Source organism: Caulobacter sp. GW822-FHT01G02, assembly GCF_058802865.1.
This window is the reverse complement of record NZ_JBXAON010000006.1, coordinates 116,102-137,169: the sequence shown is the minus strand read 5'-3', so window position 1 is coordinate 137,169 and position 21,068 is coordinate 116,102. Positions and strand designations below refer to the sequence as shown.

At 69.5% G+C, this 21,068-nt stretch carries 20 protein-coding genes; 5 read left to right on the top strand and 15 right to left on the bottom strand.

Annotated elements, in window-relative coordinates; translation table 11 throughout:
• Positions 1-170: 170 nt before the first annotated feature.
• Genes AC1RNC_RS18270 through AC1RNC_RS18260 form a run of 3 tightly spaced genes read right to left on the bottom strand, consistent with a single transcriptional unit; the run spans position 171 to position 4,368 of the window.
• The gene (locus AC1RNC_RS18270; protein ID WP_492887747.1) at positions 171-1,910 is read right to left on the bottom strand and encodes an adenylate/guanylate cyclase domain-containing protein; all 1,740 of its coding nucleotides are present in this window, start codon (positions 1,908-1,910) and stop codon (positions 171-173) included.
• An 11-nt stretch (positions 1,911-1,921) separates the two neighbouring features.
• Entirely contained in the window at positions 1,922-2,338 is a 417-nt protein-coding gene (locus tag AC1RNC_RS18265) for a hypothetical protein (protein ID WP_492837955.1), read from the bottom strand.
• Between the two features lie 17 nt (positions 2,339-2,355).
• Positions 2,356-4,368, bottom strand: a complete 2,013-nt coding sequence (locus tag AC1RNC_RS18260) for a TIR domain-containing protein (RefSeq protein ID WP_492887746.1) — start codon at positions 4,366-4,368, stop codon at positions 2,356-2,358.
• Positions 4,369-4,401: 33 nt separating this feature from the next.
• Between AC1RNC_RS18260 and AC1RNC_RS18255 the strand changes: the two genes are divergently transcribed.
• Positions 4,402-5,148, top strand: a complete 747-nt coding sequence (locus AC1RNC_RS18255; protein ID WP_492887745.1) for a Crp/Fnr family transcriptional regulator — start codon at positions 4,402-4,404, stop codon at positions 5,146-5,148.
• 11 nt (positions 5,149-5,159) lie between these two features.
• Here the strand turns inward: AC1RNC_RS18255 and AC1RNC_RS18250 are convergent, their stop codons facing one another.
• From AC1RNC_RS18250 to AC1RNC_RS18210, 9 genes are all read right to left on the bottom strand, one after another.
• Positions 5,160-7,139 carry a TonB-dependent receptor gene (locus AC1RNC_RS18250; protein WP_492887744.1) on the bottom strand — a complete coding sequence of 660 codons (1,980 nt, stop codon included), beginning with the start codon at positions 7,137-7,139 and terminating at the stop codon, positions 5,160-5,162.
• A gap of 54 nt (positions 7,140-7,193) precedes the next feature.
• Positions 7,194-8,612, bottom strand: coding sequence for an efflux transporter outer membrane subunit (locus tag AC1RNC_RS18245; protein WP_492887743.1), 1,419 nt, complete (start codon positions 8,610-8,612; stop codon positions 7,194-7,196).
• The gene (locus AC1RNC_RS18240; RefSeq protein ID WP_492887742.1) at positions 8,609-9,490 is read right to left on the bottom strand and encodes an efflux RND transporter periplasmic adaptor subunit; all 882 of its coding nucleotides are present in this window, start codon (positions 9,488-9,490) and stop codon (positions 8,609-8,611) included. The genes AC1RNC_RS18245 and AC1RNC_RS18240 overlap by 4 nt, the downstream gene beginning before the upstream one ends.
• Before the next feature lie 12 nt (positions 9,491-9,502).
• Complete coding sequence (locus AC1RNC_RS18235; protein WP_492887741.1) at positions 9,503-9,712, bottom strand: DUF1656 domain-containing protein; 210 nt, start codon at positions 9,710-9,712, stop codon at positions 9,503-9,505.
• Positions 9,709-11,727: an FUSC family protein gene (locus AC1RNC_RS18230; protein ID WP_492887740.1), complete on the bottom strand. Its 2,019-nt coding sequence runs from the start codon at positions 11,725-11,727 to the stop codon at positions 9,709-9,711. The genes AC1RNC_RS18235 and AC1RNC_RS18230 overlap by 4 nt, the downstream gene beginning before the upstream one ends.
• 12 nt (positions 11,728-11,739) lie before the next feature.
• A complete protein-coding gene (locus AC1RNC_RS18225) occupies positions 11,740-12,198 on the bottom strand; it encodes a MarR family winged helix-turn-helix transcriptional regulator (RefSeq protein ID WP_492887739.1) in 459 nt (152 codons plus the stop codon).
• A gap of 111 nt (positions 12,199-12,309) precedes the next feature.
• Positions 12,310-13,311, bottom strand: a complete 1,002-nt coding sequence (locus AC1RNC_RS18220; RefSeq protein WP_492887738.1) for a purine-nucleoside phosphorylase — start codon at positions 13,309-13,311, stop codon at positions 12,310-12,312.
• A 214-nt stretch (positions 13,312-13,525) separates the two neighbouring features.
• Positions 13,526-14,389 carry a dienelactone hydrolase family protein gene (locus AC1RNC_RS18215; RefSeq protein ID WP_492887737.1) on the bottom strand — a complete coding sequence of 288 codons (864 nt, stop codon included), beginning with the start codon at positions 14,387-14,389 and terminating at the stop codon, positions 13,526-13,528.
• 101 nt (positions 14,390-14,490) lie between these two features.
• Entirely contained in the window at positions 14,491-15,549 is a 1,059-nt protein-coding gene (locus AC1RNC_RS18210; RefSeq protein ID WP_492887736.1) for a glycosylasparaginase, read from the bottom strand.
• 55 nt (positions 15,550-15,604) lie between these two features.
• Here AC1RNC_RS18210 and AC1RNC_RS18205 point away from each other — a divergent pair, with 55 nt between their 5' ends.
• Positions 15,605-16,342, top strand: coding sequence for a copper homeostasis protein CutC (locus tag AC1RNC_RS18205; protein WP_492887735.1), 738 nt, complete (start codon positions 15,605-15,607; stop codon positions 16,340-16,342).
• Positions 16,343-16,406: 64 nt separating this feature from the next.
• Here AC1RNC_RS18205 and AC1RNC_RS18200 read toward each other — a convergent pair whose 3' ends face one another.
• Genes AC1RNC_RS18200 through AC1RNC_RS18190 form a run of 3 tightly spaced genes read right to left on the bottom strand, consistent with a single transcriptional unit; the run spans position 16,407 to position 19,024 of the window.
• Positions 16,407-17,570, bottom strand: a complete 1,164-nt coding sequence (locus tag AC1RNC_RS18200; RefSeq protein WP_492887734.1) for a glutathionylspermidine synthase family protein — start codon at positions 17,568-17,570, stop codon at positions 16,407-16,409.
• Complete coding sequence (locus tag AC1RNC_RS18195; RefSeq protein ID WP_492887733.1) at positions 17,570-18,328, bottom strand: PspA/IM30 family protein; 759 nt, start codon at positions 18,326-18,328, stop codon at positions 17,570-17,572. Before AC1RNC_RS18195 ends, AC1RNC_RS18200 begins: the two co-directional genes overlap by 1 nt.
• A 24-nt stretch (positions 18,329-18,352) precedes the next feature.
• Positions 18,353-19,024 (bottom strand): YjfI family protein, encoded by a 672-nt coding sequence (locus tag AC1RNC_RS18190; RefSeq protein ID WP_492887732.1) that lies wholly within the window; start codon positions 19,022-19,024, stop codon positions 18,353-18,355.
• A 215-nt stretch (positions 19,025-19,239) separates the two neighbouring features.
• Between AC1RNC_RS18190 and AC1RNC_RS18185 the strand changes: the two genes are divergently transcribed.
• From AC1RNC_RS18185 to AC1RNC_RS18175, 3 genes are read left to right on the top strand one after another with little or no spacing between them, the layout of a single operon-like run.
• Positions 19,240-19,887, top strand: coding sequence for a YjfK family protein (locus tag AC1RNC_RS18185; RefSeq protein WP_492887731.1), 648 nt, complete (start codon positions 19,240-19,242; stop codon positions 19,885-19,887).
• Between the two features lie 17 nt (positions 19,888-19,904).
• Positions 19,905-20,318 (top strand): DUF350 domain-containing protein, encoded by a 414-nt coding sequence (locus tag AC1RNC_RS18180; protein ID WP_492887730.1) that lies wholly within the window; start codon positions 19,905-19,907, stop codon positions 20,316-20,318.
• Positions 20,319-20,329: 11 nt separating this feature from the next.
• Positions 20,330-20,968, top strand: a complete 639-nt coding sequence (locus tag AC1RNC_RS18175; protein ID WP_492887729.1) for a DUF1190 domain-containing protein — start codon at positions 20,330-20,332, stop codon at positions 20,966-20,968.
• Positions 20,969-21,068 lie beyond the last annotated feature (100 nt).

The window sequence follows — 21,068 nt, the reverse complement described above, 5'->3', positions numbered from 1 at the left end:
ATCCAGGGAATGGGTTGCTGCCCGTCGCGGTCGACAGTTGAACCATGTTCGGCAAGGGGGCGATCTGGATGTGCGGATATGCACATCGGGAAAAATTACGGTTTTTCCCGGGAAGGTTTACAATTGCGCGCGGCGCGCTCTAGGCGCGCAACGGCTGAACTCGAGCGCGCCTAGAGCGCGCGCGACAGGCTGAAGATCGGGGTCGCCGGGAAGCCCTTGCGCCCCTGAGTGCGGCCGACATAGCCGCAACGAACGCGGTCGCCGTGAAAGGTCGCCAACGCCCCGGCGAGGGCCTCGCTGACATAGGCCGAGCCCGGCGCGACGTCTGGCTCGATACGGGCGGCCACCACGACGTGGGCGCCGATCACGGCCGGAGCCTTGGTCAACGGATTGGTCCGCAGATGGACGGGGCCGTAGTGACCGCCGATGCGCAGGCCAAGGCCGCGCGGCAGGCCAAGGGCCCTGAGGTCCAGCGACCGATGGGCCTCCAGCAGCGCCAGCGCCGCCAGGGCCGCGTCGATCGGTCGGTCGAAGACCAGGAACAGGCCGTCGCCCCAGGTCTCGATGTGACAGGGCCGCTCGGCCAGTCCCTCGACCGTATCGGCCATGCGCCCCATCACGCCTTCAATGAAGGCCGGAATCTGGTCGTCGCGCAGAGCGCCGAAGCCCTGGACGTCGGCGAACAGCATCGCCTTCATGGCCCGCCGCTCCGCCCCAACCGACGGCGACGCCCAGCGCGAAGGACAGGGGGGCGGACGCTCGACCTCGATGACCACGAGCCGCCGGTCGCTGTCCGCCCAATAGGCCATGTCGGCCGAGACGCCGGCCGGGCCTGGCGCGGCGTAGCCGTCCCAGACGGCCAGCTGGATCGCCTCGGTCGACAGGGTCTCGGCGCGCAGCACCGCGCAACCCATGGCGAACTGGCTGGAATAGGCGAACACCTGCTCGTCGCCGCGATAGGGGTCCTGAGAGGCGTAGCGGATCGAGGTGGCGCGCGAGAGGCAGCGTTCGAAGCGCGGGATCCAGTCCTCGCCGAACGGCGCCACCGACACCTCTACGAACGAAGCGCGGCTCACGGGCAGGACGACATGCAGTTCGCCGCCAGCGTCCAGCAGGGCCTCGGCGAAGAGGATGTCCGCCCCCGCCGCCAGGCCGCCATAGGCGAAGCCGACGCGCTGCTCGCGCAGCACCTGGTCGATCCGCTGGCGCAGCGCATCTTCGGGCAGGTTGGTGATGTGGCCGGTGAAGTGCGCGCAAACCGGCGGTCGGAACGGCGTCAGCCAGCCAGGATCCGCGCCGGTCTCGCGGCACAGTATCTCCAGCTGGCGCAGGGTCGAGGCATGAGCGGCATAGGCGCGGGGCGCGGACGCCACGGCGACCGCCAGGGTCTCGCGCGCGGCGTCCTGATCGCCAGCCAGGAACCAGGCCTCGGCGCGGCTGGCGGCTTCGTAGTAGGCGCCCTCGCCTTCCAGGCCCGGCGTGGGCGGCGTCGCCAGCACGGCCGCGGCCCGGGCGGCGGCTCCGGCGCGGTCTCCGGCCATCAGGGTCAGGGTCGCGGCGTTGATGGCGCCGTAGAGCCCGCCGAAGCGCCGGGACAAGGCCTCGTAGCGGCGGAGCGAGGCCTTGGCGAAAGCGATACGGCGCGGTCCGCGCGCCGCCAGGGCGACATCCTTCAGAAGGCGCGCGCCCAGGGCGACGGCGTCCGCATGGTCCTCCGCCTCGGCCAGGCCAAGGCGGACATATTCGGCGCGCGCGAAATCGACAGCCCCGGCGCGCGCCAGACAGAGCACGGCCGTATAGGCGATCTCACGTGAGCCTTCCCCGACTTCGAGGGCGGCGTGGGCGATGTCGTAGGCGGCCAGGATCTCGCCGCGCCGGATCAGCGCGGCGACTTGGTCCCGGTCGAACACCGCCCCGGCGATCAGGCCTTGCTACTCTCGATGTGGCCCGTGCCGTTCTCGATGACCGGATCGAGATTGATCAGCTGGCCATGCGAGTCCATCATCAAAAGGCTGTAGGTATACTCGCCCATCCGCGCGCACTCGTAGATGATCTTGAAGCGCGAGCGCGGGCTGTCCTCGCCGTCAATGCCGTAGGGAACCCAGACAAAGCTGGAGAAGTTCACCCCGTAGTCACGGTCGATCTCGATCGGACGACGCTGGAAGCTCCAGCCGGCGTTGATCAGTTGATCGCTGAGCGTAAACACGAGCAGGCAGCGCTCGGTCAAGTCCAGTTTCAGCCGAGTAGGCATGGCCGGATCGGCGAAATTCATAAAATTGTAGTGTTCGTCGAGGCCGATGACCAGTTTGACGATCTTTTCAGGTTCAGATTCGCACATTTAACTCTCTCCCGACTTCAGATTCCACCTGAAGGCGAATCTCGCCAAAAAGCAAGGAAGGCGGGGTGTTCGTAGCCTTGTTTTTTGAGTAGGCGCACGATGCTTCCGGCTTGGCTGCGCGCCCCCGTCGCCAGATAGGCGCGCGCCAGGACGTCGCGGCTGGCCAGCGACATCGACGCCAGCTTGGGGCTCAACACGGACACCGCCTCCGAAGCCTGGCCCTGGGCGAGCCGCGCGAAGCCTTCCAGCTCGGCGGTCTCCTCCGGCTTGCCGGCCTTCAGCGCCGTCAGGAGCGCCGCCGCCAGGTCGCGCGCCCTCCCTGGGTCGCCGCTCTCCTGCGCCAAGATGATCGCCTGCCTGGCGAGACGCCCTTCCAAGTCGGCCCGCCAGACCTTCTCCTTCTCGCTGGCGTTCAACTCGGCGAGGCTGGCCGCCGCCCCGGCGTACGCCGCGCGGGCTTCGGCCAGACGGCCCGACCAGCAGGCGATCTCGACCGCGTCCAGTTGCCCGACCACCAGATACTCACGCCAGCGCGCATTGCTGGGGTCCAGAGCCGACAGGGTATGGATGCGGCGCAGGTTGGCCTCCGACCGCGCGCGGGCCTGCGCCAGGCGCCCCAGATCCACTTCTAGCCGCGCCAGCGCCAGCTGCATCGTCACGTCCCTAGCCGCCAGGCGCTTGTCGGCCGGATCGGCCGCCGCCGCCCGCGCCAGCAGGTTGGCGGCTCGCTCACGCTCGACGAAGGCCTCGCGAGGCCGGCCCAGGCGCAGCAGGGAGTCGGCCGCCCAGGCCTGGCTGTTGGTCGCGTCAGCGATGCGGGTCTTGTCGTTTGGCGCCCGGGCCAGTTCCGCGCCGAACACCTCCAAGGCGCCCCGAAAGGCCGCCAGGGCTTCCTCGGGCCGCCCCCGTTCGAACAGCAGCGTGCCGAGATTGCTGCGGGCGTAACCGACCTCGACCCGCCATTCCGCGCGGTTGGAGTCCAGCTTGACCAGCCGCTGGGCCAGTTCGTCGTAGTGCTTGAGGCCTTGTTCGGCCTTCGCGAGGTCGCCGCGCCGCCACTGCACGTAGGCCAGCCAGAAGACGTTCTGGGCCTCGTCGAAGATGCGGTCGCCGTTCTTGGGATCGCGCGCCGCCAGGACGTGGGTGGTCGCCGCCGCCTGACCGAAGGCGTCCTGCGCGCCGACCAGGTCGCCGCGCTGCTCGCGGATCGTGCCCAGCAGGGTCTGGGCCTTGGCGCGCTGGGCCAGGGCCTTGTCGTCGAGCCGATCCGTGCGCGACTTGCCGTAGTAGGTCAGCACCCTGGCGCTGACCCCGTCCAGCAGGTCGAGGCGACCGACGGGCTCCAGCTGCTGGCGCAGGTCGCCCAGCATGTAGGCCACCAGGGCCTCGGTCTCGTCACGCTGCTCGCGGGCGATCTGGCGCGACTTCAGCGTCACTACGGTCATGGCCCCCATGCCCACGGTCACGGCCATCGCCACGGTCGTGAACACCGCCATCACCCGCAGCCGGCGACGGGCGTCGCGCTGCACCAGCCGGTCAAGGCTGACGCCCAGCAGGCGGGCGGCGATCTTCAACCGGGCCAGGCGCTTGCCGTCGGCGTCGGGGCGCAGATCCACGGCCAGGGGCTCGACGCCTTCCGGCAGGGCCGCGCGCAGCGACGGCGGCAGGATTTCGGCCAGCGCGGTCGTGGGCGGCGTGTCCGGCGTGATCACGCAGAGGATTCGTTCGGGGCCTCCGCCCGTCAGGAAGTAGGCCACCTCCTGGTCCACCCACCGCGAGGCGGCGGAGGCGGACGAGCACAACACGATCAGGGCGTCGGACAGGTCCAGCGCATCGCGAATGGCCTGGTTGAGGTTGGCCGAGGCGCTCAGTTCGTCACGATCGCGGAATATGGGGCGCAAGGACCGGTCGGCGCTCGCCAGGGCGCGCGGCGCGCGATAGGTCTCAAGCGCCCGATGCAGCCACCCGGCGGCTTTGCGGTCGCGGTGACTATAGCTGATAAAGGCCTTGTACCGCTGTCGGCTGTTCATGCGTCGCCCCACTCGACGGCAGGAGCGTAACCGATGACCGTGATTCCATCATCGCCCCCGCGTGCCGTCAGCCATACGATGTTCGAGCAACCGCCCAAAGACTATCGCGCCAACAAGATCTTCCGGCACATGTCGCGTGAGGAGATCGAGGCGCTGGCGCCGTTGATCGAGCATCGGTCCTACGGCAAGGGCGAGATGATCCTGCAACGCCGCGACCAGGACGGCGGCGTCTATCTGCTGCTGGACGGCGTGCTGCTGGCCAATCAGTACGCCAAGTCGGGGCGCGAGGTCGGCTACCGCCGGATCACGCCGGGCGGCTATTTCGGCGAGATTTCGGCCATCGACGGCCTGCCCCGCTCGGCCAATATCGTCGCGATCGAGGATTCCCGGCTCGCCCGCCTGCCCCAGAGCCTGGTCCGACGCCTGTTCGAGGACTCGCCGCGCTTCATGCGGGCGCTGCTGGAGGACATGGCCGGACTGACCCGTTCGCTGACGGACCGCTTGTTCGAATTGACCGCCGTCTCGGTGGCCTGCCGCGTCGATATCGAGATTCTGCGCCTCGCCACGGCCAATAGCGAGGACGGCCAGACCGGCGTCATCCACCCTTGCCCTACCCACGCCGAGCTCGCCGCCCTGCTGGGCAGCCAGCGCGAGCCGGTCACCCGCGAGCTCAATCGCCTGGCCAGCCTGGAAATCGTCCGCCAGACCGGCCGCACGCTATACGTCCTCGACCTGCCTGCCCTGGCCGCCGAGATCGAGCGGATCGGCGGCGAGGTCTAGCGCCCGGCGCCTCAACGTCTCAGGGCGAAGCCCACATACACCGTGCGCGGCGCCGAGAAACTAGTCACGCCATCCGCCGTCTGACCGACGGCCAGATCGGCGTTCAGGGCATTGTCAGCGGCCAGATAAACCTCGGTGCTCGGCGACAGCATCCAGCCGGCGCGCAGGTCCAGACTGGTCCCGGCCTTCAGCGCCCGCTGGTTCAGATCGTCCTCGAACCGCTTGCTCTCGTAGCGCAGGTCGGCGTCGAACCGGAGGCGCTCCAGCGGCCGCCAGCGCGCGCCGGCGGTGACGGTCAGGGCCGCCGCCTGGGCGGGACGCTTGCCGGTCAACTGGACGGCCGCCGCGCCGCCGTCGACACGGGCATGGGTCGCCGAGAAGGCCGCGCGCACGGTCCAGGCGGGCGACAGGTCGGCGGCGACGTCGCCCTCCAGGCCATAGGCGTTGATCTGTCCGGCGTTCCGGCGCTGGCGCAGCACGCCGCCGGCCGGGATGAAGCCGGCGACCGGAAAGGTCCCCGGACCGATGCCGATCGTGACGTTGGTGATCGGGTCCCGGACCTGATTGTAGAAGACGCCGAGGTTCCACGTCGCGACACCGTCACCCGAAATGCCGGTCTCGACGCCATAAAGGGTCTCGGGTTTCAGGACGGCGTTGGCCTCGGTGACGTCGTTGCCGACGCGGAACGGGCGGTGCAGCTCATTGAGCGTCGGCGGCCGGAAGCCGGCATAGGCCGCCGCGCGGATCCAGGTCTCGCCCGACAGCCGCTGGCGAACGCCGATGCGGCCCGTCGGCGTCGCGCCCGAGGCGTTGGCTGGAGGAGCGTCCAGAGTCAGGGCGCCGGTGGCCGCGTCCCGCTCGCGCCGGACACCGTCATAAGACCGCCAGCCGTCCAGGCGCGCGCCGGCGACCAGGGAGAAGTCCGGTCGGTTCCAGGCGGCCTCGGCATAGACCCCGCCCACCAGGGTCCGGCCGCCGGCCGTGCGCTGGCGGGTGAAGGCGCCGGCCATGTAGCGAAAGAGCTCGTGGGTCTTGCCCTCGGTGATGCGGGCGTCGCCGCCCAGTTCCCACGCCCACTCCCCCAGCGCGCCCTGCCAGGCGGCGTTGAGGCCGTAGCCGCTGGCCGGGGTCGAATATTGGTCGTTGGCGGGGGTCGCGCCGACGCGACCGGCGGCGACGGCGGCGGAGGTGTTTTCGAGATCGCTCCTGCGCAGCCAGGCCTGCACGCTCCAGGCGTCGCCCGCCACGGTCGCGGCCAGCGAAGCGCCGGTGGCGTTCGATCGAGCGCCGACCAGACCGGCGTCTCGCGTCTCCTGGTAAGCGCCGGCGCGGATCGCCCAACGCACCTCGCCGAGGTCGCCCTGGACCCGGGCGGCGACCGAGCCGTCCTCCAAGGTGGTCGGCGTATCGGCCGCGCCCGCCGCCGAGCCTCTGACCGGCCGATAGCCGTCGGTGCGCGAGCCGCTGGCGGTCAGCAGCAGGTGGTCGGTCCCGAAGGTCCCGGCCGCGCGCCAGCCATCGCGCTCGCGGACCTCGGCCGTGAAGCTGGTCAGGCCGCCGCCGGCCGCCCGTTCGCGCAGGGCCACGACGCCGGTCAGGGCCCCGGTGCCATAGGGACCCGCCCCGGCGCCGCGCACGACGGTGGCGCCCGAGAGGCCTTCGCCCGGCAGCGACGTCCATATCACCCAGCCGCCGAACGGATCGTTCTGCGGCGCGCCGTCCAGGGTCACCAGCGCCCGGCCCGCGCCCGAGGGGGCGATGGCGCGCAACGAAAGCCCCTGAATGGTCGGGTTGGCCGCGTCGCTGCCTGTGCGGCGGAACAGCGAGACCCCGGGCGTGGTCTTCAGCGCATCGTCCAGCCGCGCCTGGGCTCCCAGTTCGGCGGCGTCATAGTAGGCGGTGGAAAAGGCCTGCCGCCCGGCCAGCGGGAGCAGCCGCGGCGCCTCGACGACGACCGTGGAAACCGAGGGCGGCGGGGCGTCTAGCGGCACGGACGAACTCAACTTTGGGAAAGGCTATGCTTAGCCCAAAGTCGCAAGACCACGCTATCGTTCCCAGCCGCCGCCCAGAGCCAGGAACAGGTTGACCTGGTCGGCGGCCACCTGGCTGTCGGCCTCCGCCAGAGCCGCCTCCGACTGGGCTAGGGCGCGCTGGGCGTCGAGGCCGGCCAGGTACGGGCTGCGGCCAGCGCGGTAGAGAGTCTGGGCCTGGGTCTCGGCCAGAACGGCCTGGTCGCGAGCCTCCTTCAGAGCGGCTTGGCGCCGCAGGTCGTGGGCGTAGGCGTCGAGGCTGGTCTCGGTCTCGCGCAGCGCGGTCAGAACCACCCCGTCGAACCGGGCCAACGCACCGTCGGCGCCGGCTTCGGCCTGGCGGATACGGGCCCGCTCGGCCTCGCCCGGCAAGGTCCAGGTGATCAGCGAGGTCAGGCCCCAACGGTTGGCCGGCGCCTGGCCGATGTCGGCCAGGAGGCCCGTCGAGCCCGCGCCGAGGCCCAGGGTGACATTCGGATAGAGCGCGGCCGTGGCGACGCCGATCCGGGCCGTGGCGCCGGCCAGGGTCCGCTCGGCCTGACGCACGTCGGGCCGGCGCTTCAGCAAGGCTGCCCCGTCGCCGACCGGGATCGGCTGGGTCAGAATCGGCGGATGAACGCAGGCCTCGACCGCCTTGGGAAACTCGGCCGGCGGCTTTCCGGTCAGGGTCGCCAGCCTGTAGAGCGCCGCGCGCCGCCGGCTCTGGTAGGTCGGCGGGCTGGCGCGGGAGAGATCCAGCTGGGCCTGCGCGCGGGACACGTCGACGGCCGTGCCCCGGCCTGCCCTCACCAGCTTGCGGGTGACGTCCAGGCCGCGCGACTGCAGGTCGACGGTGTGCTGAGCGACGGCCAGTTCGTGGCCGTTGGCGCAGGCCTCGACATAGGCGCGGGCGACGTCAGCGGCGACGCTGACGCGGGCCAGGTCGAGGGCGGCCTGGCTGGCCTCGGCGTCGGCATGGGCGGCCTCGGCGGCGCGCTTGATCCGGCCCACCAGGTCGACCTGGTAGGAAACCTTCACCCCGGCATCCGCCAGGTTCTCGACCGGCAGCTGCTTGGTCAGCAGGTACTGCTCGCCCGACTCCCGCGAATGCATGGCGGCCGCCGAGGCGCCGAGCTTGAAGCCGCCCGCGTCGTCGGCCTCGCCGGCGATGGCCTGGGACCGCGCCAGGTTGGCGGCGGCGACGCGCAGGTCGGTGTTGGCCCTCAAGGCCTCCTCGACCAGACCGTTCAGCACCGGGTCGTCATAGAGCTTCCACCAGCCGGCTGGGACAGGGTCCTGGCTGACCGCCCTCGAGGCCGCGCCCAGGAACGGCCCCTGCGCCGTCGGGGCGTTGATCTTGGCCTCGGGGGGCAGCTTGTAGTTCGGCCCGACCGCCGTGCAGGCGGCCAGGGCCAGCAGCGAACCGACGAGCGCCAGCGCCTTGAGCGGACTCATCGGCCGGCCCCCACCACCGCGACCGTGGCGGTGCGGCCGGCGATCAGGCGCAGGTCGCGCGGCGTCTGGTCCAGGGCCACGCGCACCGGCACCCGCTGGGCCAGGCGCACCCAGCTGAAGGTGGGGTTGACGTTGGGCAGCAGGTTGCCGCTGGCGGCGCGGTCGCGATCCTCGATGCCGGCGGCGATCGACTGGATGTGGCCCTTCAGCGGTCGGTCGTCACCCATCACCTTGACGGTCACCGGCTGGCCGATGCGCAAGGACGACAGCTTGGTCTCCTCGAAATAGCCCTCGACCCGGAACGAGCGGGAGTCGATCAGCGCCAGGACAGGCTTGCCGGCGGTGACGTAGTCGCCTGTGCGCAGGGTGAGGTCCGAGAGGAAGCCGTCGGTCGGGGCGGACACCACCGTGCGTTCCAGGTTCAGCGCCGCGACGTCGCGGGCCGCTAGGGCCTGGGACAGAGCCGCCTGGCTCTGCTCGACCTTGGACAGGCTCTGCTCGGTGACCTCGCCGGCGACCAGTTCGCCGAGGGTTCGGTTGCGCGCCAGTTCGCGGCGGGCTTGGGCCAGGGTCACACGCTGAGCCTCGACGGCGGCGTCGGCCTGGCGCAGGGCCAGGGCATAGCGATCGCGGTCGACATAGAACAGCGGCTGGCCGGCCTTGACCGTCTGGTCGTTGACGGCGTCGACGCGGGTGACCAGGCCCGAAACGTCGGGAGCCACCTGCACGACATCGGCCCGGACGCGGCCGTCGCGGGTCCAGGGATCAACCTGGTAGTGGGTCCATAGCGCCTTACCGCCGACCAGGGCGGCGATGACGACGACGCCGGTGACGGCGGCGCGGGCTGTGGTCGGTAGAACGGTCTTCAACGGAGGCATGCGGTCCGAACTTCAGAATTTCAGGGGCGAAGGGACCGCCACGACGACGGCCCAGAGGATGACGAACAGGGCGGTGTCGAACAGCGCCGGGTGCCAGACCAAGCGATAGGCCCCGACCTTCGACAGCACGCGACGCAGCACGAACGACGCGGCCAGCGCGATCACGGCCGAGACCAGGACGGAGGACAGGAAGACCCCGTCGATAGCGAACTCGCCGATCATCGGGCGATCTCCGGAACGAAGGCGGGAGCCTCCGGGAACAGGTTGCGGCGAAGGCCAACCAGGCCGGCCACGCCCTGCACCGCCGAGGCGGCCGGGACGCTCAACAGGCCACGCAGAGCCGCGTCGAGGCGGACCAGCAGGTCATCGTTGGGCTTCCGGACGGCTCCGGCCGCCAGGGCCGCGAAATAGTCGCCGACGCCGTCAAGCGCGGCGTCCAGCCGGTCCTTGCCCTCTGGCGGCAGGTCCGGCCGGGCGGTCTGGACGGCGACCAGGTTCATGCCAACCCGCAGGTCGCGCAGGGCGTCGACGCCGACGAAGTCGTGGCGCCGGCCGGCGTCGGCCAGCTTGGGGGTCAGTATGCCCAGGCGGTCGACCAGGATGGCGGCGAAGGCGGCCGGTTCCGGCGCCTGGCGGGCGCGAGCCAGGCGGGCCAGGCCCCTCCAGGTGCGGACCAGCAGGCGCCGGGCGCTGGCGTCCACGCCCATCGAGCGCAGACCGGCCGTGACGATGATCGCGAACAGCAGACCGACGAACTGGCCCAGATTGCCGTTCAGGAAGCTCGCGAAGTCGGCGCTGAACGTCTCCTGCAGGGCCAGGGCGTTGAAGAAACCCATCAACACGGCCAGGGCCGCGCCAGCCCGGCGCGGGTCGGGGATGTAGAGGCCCAGGAACAGCAGCGGCGGGGCCATGGTCAGGACCAGCAGCGGAAAGCCGTCGATCGCGGGCAAGATGGCGAACATGTAGATCGCCGACAGCGGCAGGGAGAGCAGGGTGTAGACGCCGAAGCTCTTGATGGCCGGAACCGGATCGTCCATCGCCGCGAAGAAGCAGCAGAACACGGCCGCCATGACCGGGGCGGCGGCGCCGTCGCCCCAGCCGGCCAGGATCCAGGTCGCGCAGGAGAGCAGGATGGCGATCGCCGCCGCCCCGCCCGACAGCAGGGCCAGCGGCAGGTCGGCGTGCATCGCGCGTTGAGCCTTGACGCGGGTCGAGGCTTCCAGGCCCGGCGACAGCGGCGCATCGGGATCCTCTAGGCGCGCCATCAGGGCGTGGCCCTCGGCCAGCGCCCGAACGGTCGCGGACAGGCGCGCCAGCAGGCTCTCGATCAGCAGGGCCGACCACGCCGAGCCGCGGCGGTGGGCGGCCAGCCTGTCCAGGCGCTCGATCAGGTCAAGGCCCCGGTCGCGGGGCGAGCCGGCCTCGATCCAGGCCGTGACGGCGTTCAGGGCGGCGCGAACGCGGTCGTCGCGAACCTCGCGCAGGGCCTCCATTCGGTCGGCCAGGCCCGACAGCAGCGGGATCAGCAGCAGCATGCGCTCGTGCAGAGCGCTGACGACGCCGGAGGTCTCGCGCAGGCGCGAGGTGTCGAACGGCAGGTGGACGGCCAGCATCTGGATCTCGCTGGCGGCGGCCGCCAGGTGGCGGCGATCGCGGGCGATGGCCTCGCCGTTCTCGCCGTGCAGCACGTCCAGCGCCCAGTGGTCGGCCTCGCCCAGCCAGGTGGAGAGGCGTTGCTTCAGCACCGTTCCGACCGGACGCGGAAAGACCAGGCTATGAACCAGGGTGGCGCAGAGAATGCCCAGGCCGATCTCGATCACCCGCGAGACGGCGACGTCGAAGATCGCGCCGGGCTGGTTGACGCTGGGAAAGCCGATGATCGCGGCCGTGTAGCCGGACAGCATCAGGAGGTAGCTGCGCGGGGTGCGGTCCAGCAGCGAGATGGTCAGGCAACCGCCGACCCACAGGGCAAGGGCCAGGCACAGCAGCACCGGCGCGTTGACGAGATTGGGCACGAGGGCGACGGCGGCGGCCGCGCCGAGCACGGTGCCCAGCACGCGGTAAACCGCCTTGGAGCGCACGGCCCCGGCCAGCGGCTGGCTGACGATATAGGCCGTGGTCATCGCCCAATAGGGACGGGGCAGACCCAGGGCGAAGCCGATATAGAGGGCCAGCATCGCCCCCGCGAAGCTGTTCGCCGAGAACAGCAGCGTATGCCGATCGAACTTGGGGAACATGGTGGAAGCGCTCTACGCCCCCTGCCCGGCAGCCGCGTTCAAGGCGGCCTCGAACGCGCTGAAGGTCCGTACGGCGGCGGCGAGATCCGCGTCGCTGACGTCGGCCAGCAGCTGAGCCCGCACCACCTGCACGGCATCCTCGACCACCGCGGCCAGCGCCTGGCCGTCGGTCGTCAGGTGCAGGGTCTTGGCGCGCTTGTCGGAAGGATCGTCGCGGCGCTCGACCAGACCCGCCTGGCTCAACTGATCGAGAATCCGGACCAAGGACGGCCCCTCCACCCCGATCTCCTCGGCCAGCATGCCCTGGCGCATGCCGCCGCCCGCGCGGGCGATGTGCAGCACCGGCATGGCTTTGGCGTCCGAGATGCCGTGGGCGGCCAGGGCGCGGTTGACCTCGCGCCGATAGACCCGCGCCAGGCGCAGCAGACCCTGGGCGAAGGCGCGTTCATCGAGGGTGCGAATGGCGATCATGGAACGAAGGTCAATTAAATAGGTAGCTTCCTATCTAAATTAGATAGCATCCTACCTATCTCATCGCAAGAGCGCCGCAGGGGAATTCCCGGAAGCCGTCGCGAGGCGGGCTCAGAGGGGCGGCGGGCCCTCCCGCCAGCGCGGCCAGTCGGCGACGATGTGGTCCACGACGCGCGCGCCGACCACGCCGATATTGGCGACGGTCTCGGCGAAGCCGCCGGCTGTTTGCCCCGGCGCCGGGTCGAGGTGCTGCAGGGTCGTTTCCCCTGGCGCGCCCTGATCGAAATTGACCGCCCCGCGCAGGCTCAAGATGCGCCCCGTTCCCCATTGGCGCTTGATCACCAGGGCCAGGGCGGCGGCCTCCATCTCGGTAATCACATAGTCGTCGGCGCCGTAGAGCTTGGCGATGGACTGGGCTTCCTTCGACAGGCCCGGGCCATGGAAGAAGGTGTCGCCGGTCATATGCGTGCCGACCATGACCGAAGGCGCCTTGCGCGCCCGGGCGTCGGCATAGCGCATGCGGTAGCGGCGGGCGTCGTCGCTGTCCTGCAGGGGGGCGCCCTTGGACCAGCGCACGGCCCAGCCGACCAGGTTCGGGTCGAGCTGGAAGCGGCGGTACTCTTCGTAGCCGGCCCGCGGCATGAAGGTCGGCGCGCCGGCCGTGTTCTCCGCCGGCGCCCAGCGATGGCCGAGGTCATAGTCGACCAGCCAGGTCGCCCAGGAAACGTCGCCGATCGTCCCGCGCGAAGGCGGCGTCCCGCCGACGCCGCTGAGAACGAAATAGGCCTGCGAGAAGTCGTAGGCCGGATCCAGCAGGATGGCCTGCATCGAGGCCGACGCATTGACCTTGCCCATGCCCAAGGTCGAGCCGCAGACGCCGTCGGGGTTGCAGTAGACAGGCTTCAGAGCGCCCCTCACGGTCCTGGGCGCGCTCTGGCGCCAGTAGCGCTCGTACCAGGGCTGGAACTCGCCGGCGCGGTCGCCGGTGTTCTCGCCGATCTCGAACATGGCGGCCACGAAGACCTTGACCTTGATCGGGGCGGTGGCGGGAACCTGCGCCTTGGCGCCGCCCGCGAGGGCAAGCGCGGCGAGAACGGCGGCCAGCAGTCTCACGCGTTGACTCCGGCGATCTGGACGTCCTGTCGGGCGGCGGTGTCAGTCATGGCTCGACGCTATCGATGCATCGTCCGGATGCGTCAACGCCCACGACGACGGGACGGCGGAGTTCCAGTCGCGAGGGCAGGCCCTGCCTGTTCTCTGCGCGATTTCGAGGCTGTGCGGCGCGCCTCCCTCCCCCGTCCGGCGAGAGAGGCGCGACGCGACGTTCCTAACCCAGCGCCTTCTTGTACAGCGCCAGCAGGTTGGCCCAGGCCGTCTCGGCGGCGGCCTCGTTGTAGACCTGGCTGCCTTTCACCGTCCAACCGTGGGCGGCGCCGGCGAAGACCTCGACCTGGGCCGGACGCTTGGCGGCCTCGAAGGCGGCCTTCAGCTTGTCCTTGGCGGTGGGGTCCTGCTTGTCGTCGTTGTCGGCGATCTCGATCAGGTAACTGGCGTGGGTCTTGGGGATCAGCAGGTGCGGGCTGTCCTCCTTGTCCGTGACCAGACCGCCGCCGTGGAAGCTGGCGACCGCGCCGATCCTGGCCGGGACGGCGGCGGCCGTGCGGAACGACAGCGGACCGCCCATGCAGTAGCCCTGCACGCTGGCCTTCTTGGCCTTGTCGGTCTTGGCCTGCGCGTCGAGGAAGGCGATGTAGGCGGCGGCGTCCTTGAACGTGCCCTCTGTGGTCACCGAAGCGCGCAGCGGCGTCAGCTTGGCCCGGTCGTCGGGGTTGGCGAAGTTGAACGTCCCCTCGACCACCGGCGCCTTCTTGACGCGGTAATAGAGGTTAGGGACCAGCACCACATAGCCGGCTGCGGCCAGGCGGCGGCCCATGTCGCGGAACACCGGCCGCAAGCTCATGACGTCGGGCCACAGCAGCACCGCCGGGTACTTGCCCTTGGCCTTCGGGTAGAAGATCGCCGCGTCGGCCACGCCGTCGGGCGTCTTCACCTCGACGTCCTTCTCCTCGACCGTGTCGTCGGCGCGGGCGACCGTGGCGACACCGGTGGCCGCGACCGTCAGCAGACCGAAGGCGCGACGCGAAAGGCGGGGATCGTGCACGAGGCCTGGGTGGATATCGTCATCGCACATGGCGGTCTCCTCCGAATGATGGGAGCGGCACGCTATAACCGCGTTCTCCTGCCGCATACCCTCTTTCCAAGGCGCCCCACGGGTCGCCTTGCTGGCCCTGTTTAGGCGCCCAACTGATAGGTCGCCTTGCCAGGCAGCAGCAGGTCCTGCTTCCTGCCGTCGCACAGGGCGTAGCTGAAGCCGCTCTGGATCGCCCAGGCCCCGACCTCGCCCTTCTTGTTGACGGCCAGGAAGCCGACCTGGAAGGCCTTGGCGTTCGGCTTCTTCTTGAGGATGCGCTCGACGGCCTCGCGGCAGGCGGCCTCGGGCGAACGGCCCTGGCGCATCAGCTCCACGACCAGGAAGCTGCCGACATTGCGGATCACCTCCTCGCCGACCCCGGTCGAGGTGGCGCCGCCGACCTCGTTGTCGACATAGAGGCCCGCGCCGATGATCGGGCTGTCCCCGACCCGGCCCCGCATCTTCCAGGCCATGCCGCTGGTGGTGCAGGCGCCGGCGATATCGCCCTTAGCATCGATGGCCAGCATGCCGATGGTGTCGTGGTTGTTGGCCCCGCCCGGCGTGCCCAGCTGGCCGGAGGTCTTGCCGTAGTCGCCGACCTCGCTATTGGCCTTGGGTTCGTACTTGGCGTCCTTCTTCCAGGCCTCCCAGGCGATCCTGGATTCCGGGGTCAGCAGTTCCTCGCGCGGGAAGCCTTGCTCCAGCGCGAACTGCAGGGCGCCGGCCCCGACCAGCATCACGTGCGGGGTCTTCTCCATGACCTTTCGCGCGACCGAGATCGGGTGGGCGATGTGCTCCAGGGCCGCGACCGCGCCGCAGTTTCCCAGCTCGTCCATGATGCAGGCGTCCAGCGAGACGTGGCCGTCGCGATCCGGATAACCGGCGCGGCCGACGCTGTGGTTCTTCAGGTCCTGCTCGGGCACGCGCGCGCCGGCCTCGACGGCGTCCAGCGCCCGGCCACCCTTGGACAGCACCGCCCAGGCGGCCTGGTTGGCGGCGACGCCGAAGTCCCAGGTGGAGATGACGCAAGGGCCGTCCAGCTTGACGCCGCCCTCCGCGGCGGACGCCTTCGCGGCGGACGCCTTCGCGGCGGACGCCTTCGCGCCCAGCATCGCCGATCCGACCAGGGAGGCGCCGATCAGGCCTCTACGATTCATCATGCTCGTGTGCTCCAACAAGATCGCGCGAATCCCTAGCACGACCTGGAGCAGGACCATGACCGCCACCCGCATTCTTCTGGAAGTCTGTGTCGACACGCCCGCCGGACTGGCGGCGGCGATCGCCGGCGGCGCGGATCGGATCGAACTTTGCGCGGCCCTGGCGCTGCAGGGTCTGACCCCTGCCCCCGGCCTGATGGCCCAGGCGGCCAGCGCGCCCGTCCCGATCTATCCGATGATCCGTCCCCGGAATGGTGACTTCTGCTATGACGCCGGCGACCTGGATCACATGCGGCGGGACATCGACGCGGTGCGGGAATATGGCCTCGCCGGCGTCGTCATCGGGGCCAGCCTCCCTGACGGCCAGCTGGATCTGGACGTGCTGGAAATGCTGGTCGAGCACAGCCAGGGGCTGGGCCTGAGCCTGCACCGCGCGTTCGACCTCGTTCCCGAACAGTCCGTGGCCCTGGAGGCGGCCATCGCCCTGGGCTTCGAGCGGGTGCTGACCTCGGGCGGCGCCCTGACGGCGCAAGCGGGCGCGGAGCGGATCGCCGAGCTGGTCCAGCAGGCCGACGGCCGGATCGGCATCCTGGCCGGGGCTGGCGTGCGGCCATCGAACGTGGCCGAACTGGTGAAACGCACCGGCGTGCGCGAGGTGCACGGCTCGTTCAGCGGTCAGATTCCGGGAGCGGCTCCGGGATCGAAGCTCAGCGAGATGGGCTTCGTGCCGCCCGAGCTGCGGGACACGGACGAGGCGGCCGTCGCGGAAGCGGCGCGGATTCTCCGCGATCTCTGAAACAGATGGCGAGCGCCGCGCTTTGTCCTCATCCTGAGCTTGTCGCAGGTCGAGGTTCGGCCCCTTAGCCCTCGATGATGTGCGGGATGAACCGCGAGCGGTCCCGCGTCACCCGGCCGCGGTCCTCACGCACGCCGATGCCGGCGGCTTGGTCGCCGATGACCCATGAACCCACCACGGGATAGTTCACGCCGAACTTGGGCGGGGCTTTAAGTTCCTGGCGGATCCAGCCTTCCTCGCCATAGCCCTGGTCGAGCACACGGCCCCTGCGGCCGTCCTTCCAGAGCTCGACATTGGCGCCCTCGCGGCTGAACAAAGGCTTGCGGGCGTAGCTGTTGCCCAACCGCTCGACCTTGGGATCGTCGTCGAAATAGGTCTCGAGCAGGTTCGGGTAGCCCGGATGGCGCTCCCACAACAGCGGCAGCAGCGCCTTGTTCGACAGCACCGCCTTCCACGGCGGCTCCAGGAACAGGGTCTTGGAGCCGGCGATGTTGGCCGCGTAAGGCTCGCGCAGCATGTCCTCCCAGGGGTACAGCTTGAACATCGCCCCGACGATGTAGTTGTCCTGGTCGACGAAGCGGCCGTCGGCGTCCAAGCCGATGGCCGTCATCGGCACGAACTTCGGCTCCAGCCCAGCGAGCCTGGCCATGTCCTCCAGGAACCGCACGGTCTGGCGGTCCTCGACGAAGTCGGGATCGCTGGCGAAGTGGACGAAGCCGCCGTTCGGGAAGATCGCCTTGAAGCGGTCGGCCAGTTGGTCGTGCAGGCTGTTGAACTGGTCCGTGCTCTCCGGCAGCAGGCCTTGCTGGATCAGGTCCTCCAGCCACAGCCACTGGAACACGCCGGCCTCATAGATGCTGGTCGGGGTGTCGGCGTTGTACTCGTAGAGCTTGGGCGGCCCGGCCCCGTCGTAGAAGAAGTCGAAGCGGCCGTAGAGCGACGGATCGCGCCCCGCCCACGAGGCGGCGACCAGGTCGCGAGACGCTTCCGGTATCTGCAGACGCGCCATCAGGGCGTCGCTCTTCACCGCGTCGTCGACCAGATCCAGACACAGCTTGTGCAGCGCCTCGGTCGCGGGCTCCAGATGGCCCTCGACCTCCTCCAGCGTAAAGGCGTAGGCGGCCCGTTCGTCCCAGTAGCGACGACCGTCCGCGTGATGCCAGGTGAAGCCGACCGCCTCGGCCTTGGACTTCCAGTCCGGTCGAGGCGTCAGGGTGAGACGGCGCATCAGGCGTCCGAGCCGTCCTTGTTGGCTTTCACCTTGTCCTCGATGGCCAGCATCGGAGCGGGCAGAGCCTCGTCCTTCGGCGCCATCAGGCGGGCCAGCACGTCTTCGGCGCCGCCACTGCCCGGCAGGATGCCGGCGGCCGCCAGCTTGGCGTCCAGATCCGCGCCAGTCTTGCGGTCTTCCGACTCGCTGTGCAGGCGGAACTGCTCCTCGCGGACCGACTGACGCTCCTTGATGCGCTTGAGGCTGTCGGCGGCCGAGCCGACGACGCCGCTGGCCGACCCCGAGCGCGAGATCACCGCGGCCTGAGCCTTCTGGACGCTCTCGTTGACCTTCACGATCTCGATCTCGCGACGCAGCGCTTCGACCTTGGTGTCGGTCTGGGCGATGATCGTGCGCAGCTTTTCCTCGGCCGTGCGCAGCTCGGTCATCTGCGTGGCCTTCTGGCCCGCGTCCTTCTCGAGGTCGGCGATGCGCTGGGCGACTTCCAGGGCCAGGGCCTGGTCGCCCTTGTTCATCGCCGCGCGGGCCGAGGACTCGTACTTGCGCGACTGGTCGGTCAGCTGGGCGACCTCGGTCTCCAGCGAACGGCGGCGAGCGACCAGCTTGGCCAACTCGTCCCGGGCCTTGCCTTGGGCGTTGTCGGCGTCGCGGATTTCCTGGTCCAGGATCCTCAGCGCGTTGGCGTCCACGATGGTCTGCGCGCCGTCATGCGCGGTCCCACGGAACAGGGCCGAGAGCTTGCTCCAGATCGACATCAGTAAGTCTCCAGGTCCGGTTCTTTAAGCGGCCGTCGCGCGGCTTTTTTCGAAGGTGTCGCGCAGATCGCTGGCGGCGGCGATGGCGTTGTCGGCCAGGGTGCGCAGCTCGATGATCAGCGTCTGCAGGGTGGTCTTGGACGAGATCTCGCCCATCAGCTCGTAATAGTCACGACCGTCGACACTGGTGATGCCGAAATTCGACAGTGGCACGATCTTCTGGGCCTTCAGCAGGAACTCGTTGAAGGCCGCGCGGTCGTTCTGCTCGTCGCAGGGCCACAACAGGGTCGATACGACCAGTTGCAGCTCGCCGCCGCTGACATAGATCGGCAGATCGCCGAACTCGTGCATCGTGACCTGAAGCACGGGCTCGACGCCCTCGACGACGGTGGCGGTCATCTCGCCTTCGCGCACGAGGGCGCTTTCCACCAGCGCGTCGCGCAAGTTGTGGATCGTCCAGGCGGTATCGATAACGGAGTCCATGTGTCTGACGCCCTTGGGGGGATGGGGGTTGGTTGCCAGGGTCGGGCCACGAACCGACTCGACGACGATCGCCTGCACGGCCGAAAGGATATCGGGCTTGCACGCCGCCGGCGCCCAGACCTCGATCTTCACGAAGCCGGCGTTCCGGCGGGCTTCGCGCCACGCTCGGGTTCTTTCAGCGGCCTGGGCGCTTCGGGTCGGTTTGGCAGGCATGCGTTACATGTACGCATAACATGTACGCTTGACAAGGCGTCGTTCGGCGCCATCCTGCGCGTTAAGTTCACCCCCGTGCGTGGCTCGCCACGCTCAGTGTGCTTGGGTCGGACCTTGTTCCTTGAACAAGGCCAGGGCAAGCGCGCCGTCGGGCAATTCGGCGTCGCTTGTCAGATAAGCGGCCCGAGCAGGTTTTTGAGGGCACGCGCACCGCGATGTTCGGAAAGCTTTTCGGCAACAAAGGCGGCGAGGCTAGGCCCGCCCTGCCCGTGATCCGCAATGTCACGATCGGCCGGACCGTGGTGCTGGATCCGCTGGCCTGGCGCCGGTTCGGAGCCGAGACCAAGTTCGCCCTCGACCGCGACACGCTGGAGATCACCGCCCAGGGCCTGATCCAGCTGAACGACGGCGCGTTCGTGCATCGCTTCTATACGGACGACGAGATCCTGTTCCAGGTCGTGTCGGACGACCGCGAGGGCCAGAAGGCCAACGACTTCACCGTCTTCGTCCCGTGGGCCAGCGAATATCCCGCCGACCGCGCCGACCGCGACCTCTGGACCCAGCGCCTGCGCGCCCGCGCGTTCCAGCCCGAGGGCCTGCCCGCCTATACCCGCCTGTGGTTCGGCGAAGAGGCCGCGGAGCAGGATCCGGTGACCCTATGGGAAGACGTCTATTACAACCGCGACGCCGATCGGCCCGACCGACGCCTCTTCCAGACCACCATGCTGTTCAACCGCGACCTCGCCGGCGGCGACGGGCGCGAGCTGCTTCTGGCCCTGACCTTGGAGCCCGAGGACAGCAAGGACATCAGCCACGAGACGATGATCGGCCTGCCGCTGTCGGTGGGTGAGTTCAGGGCCTAGGTAGGGGACAAACCCAGATGTTCGACTTCACCAGTTTCCAGGACGGCGCGACCGCGTTCCTGCTGGCCTTCGTCGTGGCCGGCCTGTTCACGATCGCCTTCAAGTACATCTACCAGTGGGTGACGCCCTACAACGAGAAGACCCTGATCCGCGCGGGCAACACCTCGGCGGCCATCGCCCTGGCCGGCGCGCTGATCGGTTACGCCCTGCCGCTGGCTTCGGCCCTGAGCCACACGGTCAGCCTGCCGGAGCTCGCCGCCTGGGCGACCTTGGCGGGGATTATCCAGATCGCCGCGTTCACCGGCGTGCGCCTGATCGCCCTGCCCGACGTCAAGGCGCGGATCGAGGCCAACGAGGTCTCGATCGGCATCTATCTGGCCGGCATCTCGATCGCGGTCGGCCTGTTGAACGCCGCCTGCATGACCTCTTGAGGACCTGAGCGATGACCCCGCGCAAACGCTCGAGCTCGCTGAAGCTGACCACCATGCTGGCCGGCGCCACGGCCTTGACCCTCTCCGGCTGCGACGATCCCGCCGGCCAGGCCAGCTGGGATCCCAACAAGGGCGAGCAGGTCGAGGCCTTTAGCTACAAGACCCTGGAAGAGTGCAAGGCGGCCAACGAGGTCTCCGACGCCCAGTGCGACACCTCCTACGCCGCCGCCCAGAAGGACGACGCCAAGGACGCCCCGCGCTACGAGGCCCGCGCCTCGTGCGAGGAGGTCTATGGCGCCGGCAACTGCGTGCCGCGCAGCTACAACAACGGCGGCAACTTCTTCACGCCCCTGCTGGCCGGCTTCGTGATCGGCCGGATGCTGGACGGCGGTGGCTATCGCGGCACCGGCCTCTACCGCCAGGACGACCGCTATGGCGGCGGTTACTACTCGACCTGGGGCGGACGCCTGAGCCGCGACTACAGCACCGGCCGCACGGTCATCAGCCGCGAGAGCATCGACCCGCCCGACGCGATCCGCAACGCCCCGCCCAAGGTCCAGACCCGCACTTCCGTGGTCTCTCGCGGCGGCTTCGGCGGCGGTCGCAGCTACGCCCACAGCGGCAGCTATAAGGGCGGTTTCGGCGGCTAGATCGGACGGACGCATTTTTGCAATTGACTCGCAACTAGACATCCCATCTAGTTGCGATGTGTTCGCAAGAACGCGTCGGGCCGCTCACCGAGATCGGTTC

What these genes read in the sequence shown, in the direction of transcription:
- AC1RNC_RS18265 (WP_492837955.1), bottom strand. Translation starts at nt 2,338, where the DNA reads ATGTGCGAATCTGAACCTGAAAAGATCGTCAAACTGGTCATCGGCCTC.
- AC1RNC_RS18260 (WP_492887746.1), bottom strand. Translation starts at nt 4,368, where the DNA reads ATGAACAGCCGACAGCGGTACAAGGCCTTTATCAGCTATAGTCACCGC.
- AC1RNC_RS18255 (WP_492887745.1), top strand. Translation starts at nt 4,402, where the DNA reads ATGACCGTGATTCCATCATCGCCCCCGCGTGCCGTCAGCCATACGATG.
- AC1RNC_RS18245 (WP_492887743.1), bottom strand. Translation starts at nt 8,612, where the DNA reads ATGAGTCCGCTCAAGGCGCTGGCGCTCGTCGGTTCGCTGCTGGCCCTG.
- AC1RNC_RS18240 (WP_492887742.1), bottom strand. Translation starts at nt 9,490, where the DNA reads ATGCCTCCGTTGAAGACCGTTCTACCGACCACAGCCCGCGCCGCCGTC.
- AC1RNC_RS18235 (WP_492887741.1), bottom strand. Translation starts at nt 9,712, where the DNA reads ATGATCGGCGAGTTCGCTATCGACGGGGTCTTCCTGTCCTCCGTCCTG.
- AC1RNC_RS18230 (WP_492887740.1), bottom strand. Translation starts at nt 11,727, where the DNA reads ATGTTCCCCAAGTTCGATCGGCATACGCTGCTGTTCTCGGCGAACAGC.
- AC1RNC_RS18225 (WP_492887739.1), bottom strand. Translation starts at nt 12,198, where the DNA reads ATGATCGCCATTCGCACCCTCGATGAACGCGCCTTCGCCCAGGGTCTG.
- AC1RNC_RS18215 (WP_492887737.1), bottom strand. Translation starts at nt 14,389, where the DNA reads ATGTGCGATGACGATATCCACCCAGGCCTCGTGCACGATCCCCGCCTT.
- AC1RNC_RS18210 (WP_492887736.1), bottom strand. Translation starts at nt 15,549, where the DNA reads ATGATGAATCGTAGAGGCCTGATCGGCGCCTCCCTGGTCGGATCGGCG.
- AC1RNC_RS18205 (WP_492887735.1), top strand. Translation starts at nt 15,605, where the DNA reads ATGACCGCCACCCGCATTCTTCTGGAAGTCTGTGTCGACACGCCCGCC.
- AC1RNC_RS18200 (WP_492887734.1), bottom strand. Translation starts at nt 17,570, where the DNA reads ATGCGCCGTCTCACCCTGACGCCTCGACCGGACTGGAAGTCCAAGGCC.
- AC1RNC_RS18195 (WP_492887733.1), bottom strand. Translation starts at nt 18,328, where the DNA reads ATGTCGATCTGGAGCAAGCTCTCGGCCCTGTTCCGTGGGACCGCGCAT.
- AC1RNC_RS18190 (WP_492887732.1), bottom strand. Translation starts at nt 19,024, where the DNA reads ATGCCTGCCAAACCGACCCGAAGCGCCCAGGCCGCTGAAAGAACCCGA.
- AC1RNC_RS18185 (WP_492887731.1), top strand. Translation starts at nt 19,240, where the DNA reads ATGTTCGGAAAGCTTTTCGGCAACAAAGGCGGCGAGGCTAGGCCCGCC.
- AC1RNC_RS18180 (WP_492887730.1), top strand. Translation starts at nt 19,905, where the DNA reads ATGTTCGACTTCACCAGTTTCCAGGACGGCGCGACCGCGTTCCTGCTG.
- AC1RNC_RS18175 (WP_492887729.1), top strand. Translation starts at nt 20,330, where the DNA reads ATGACCCCGCGCAAACGCTCGAGCTCGCTGAAGCTGACCACCATGCTG.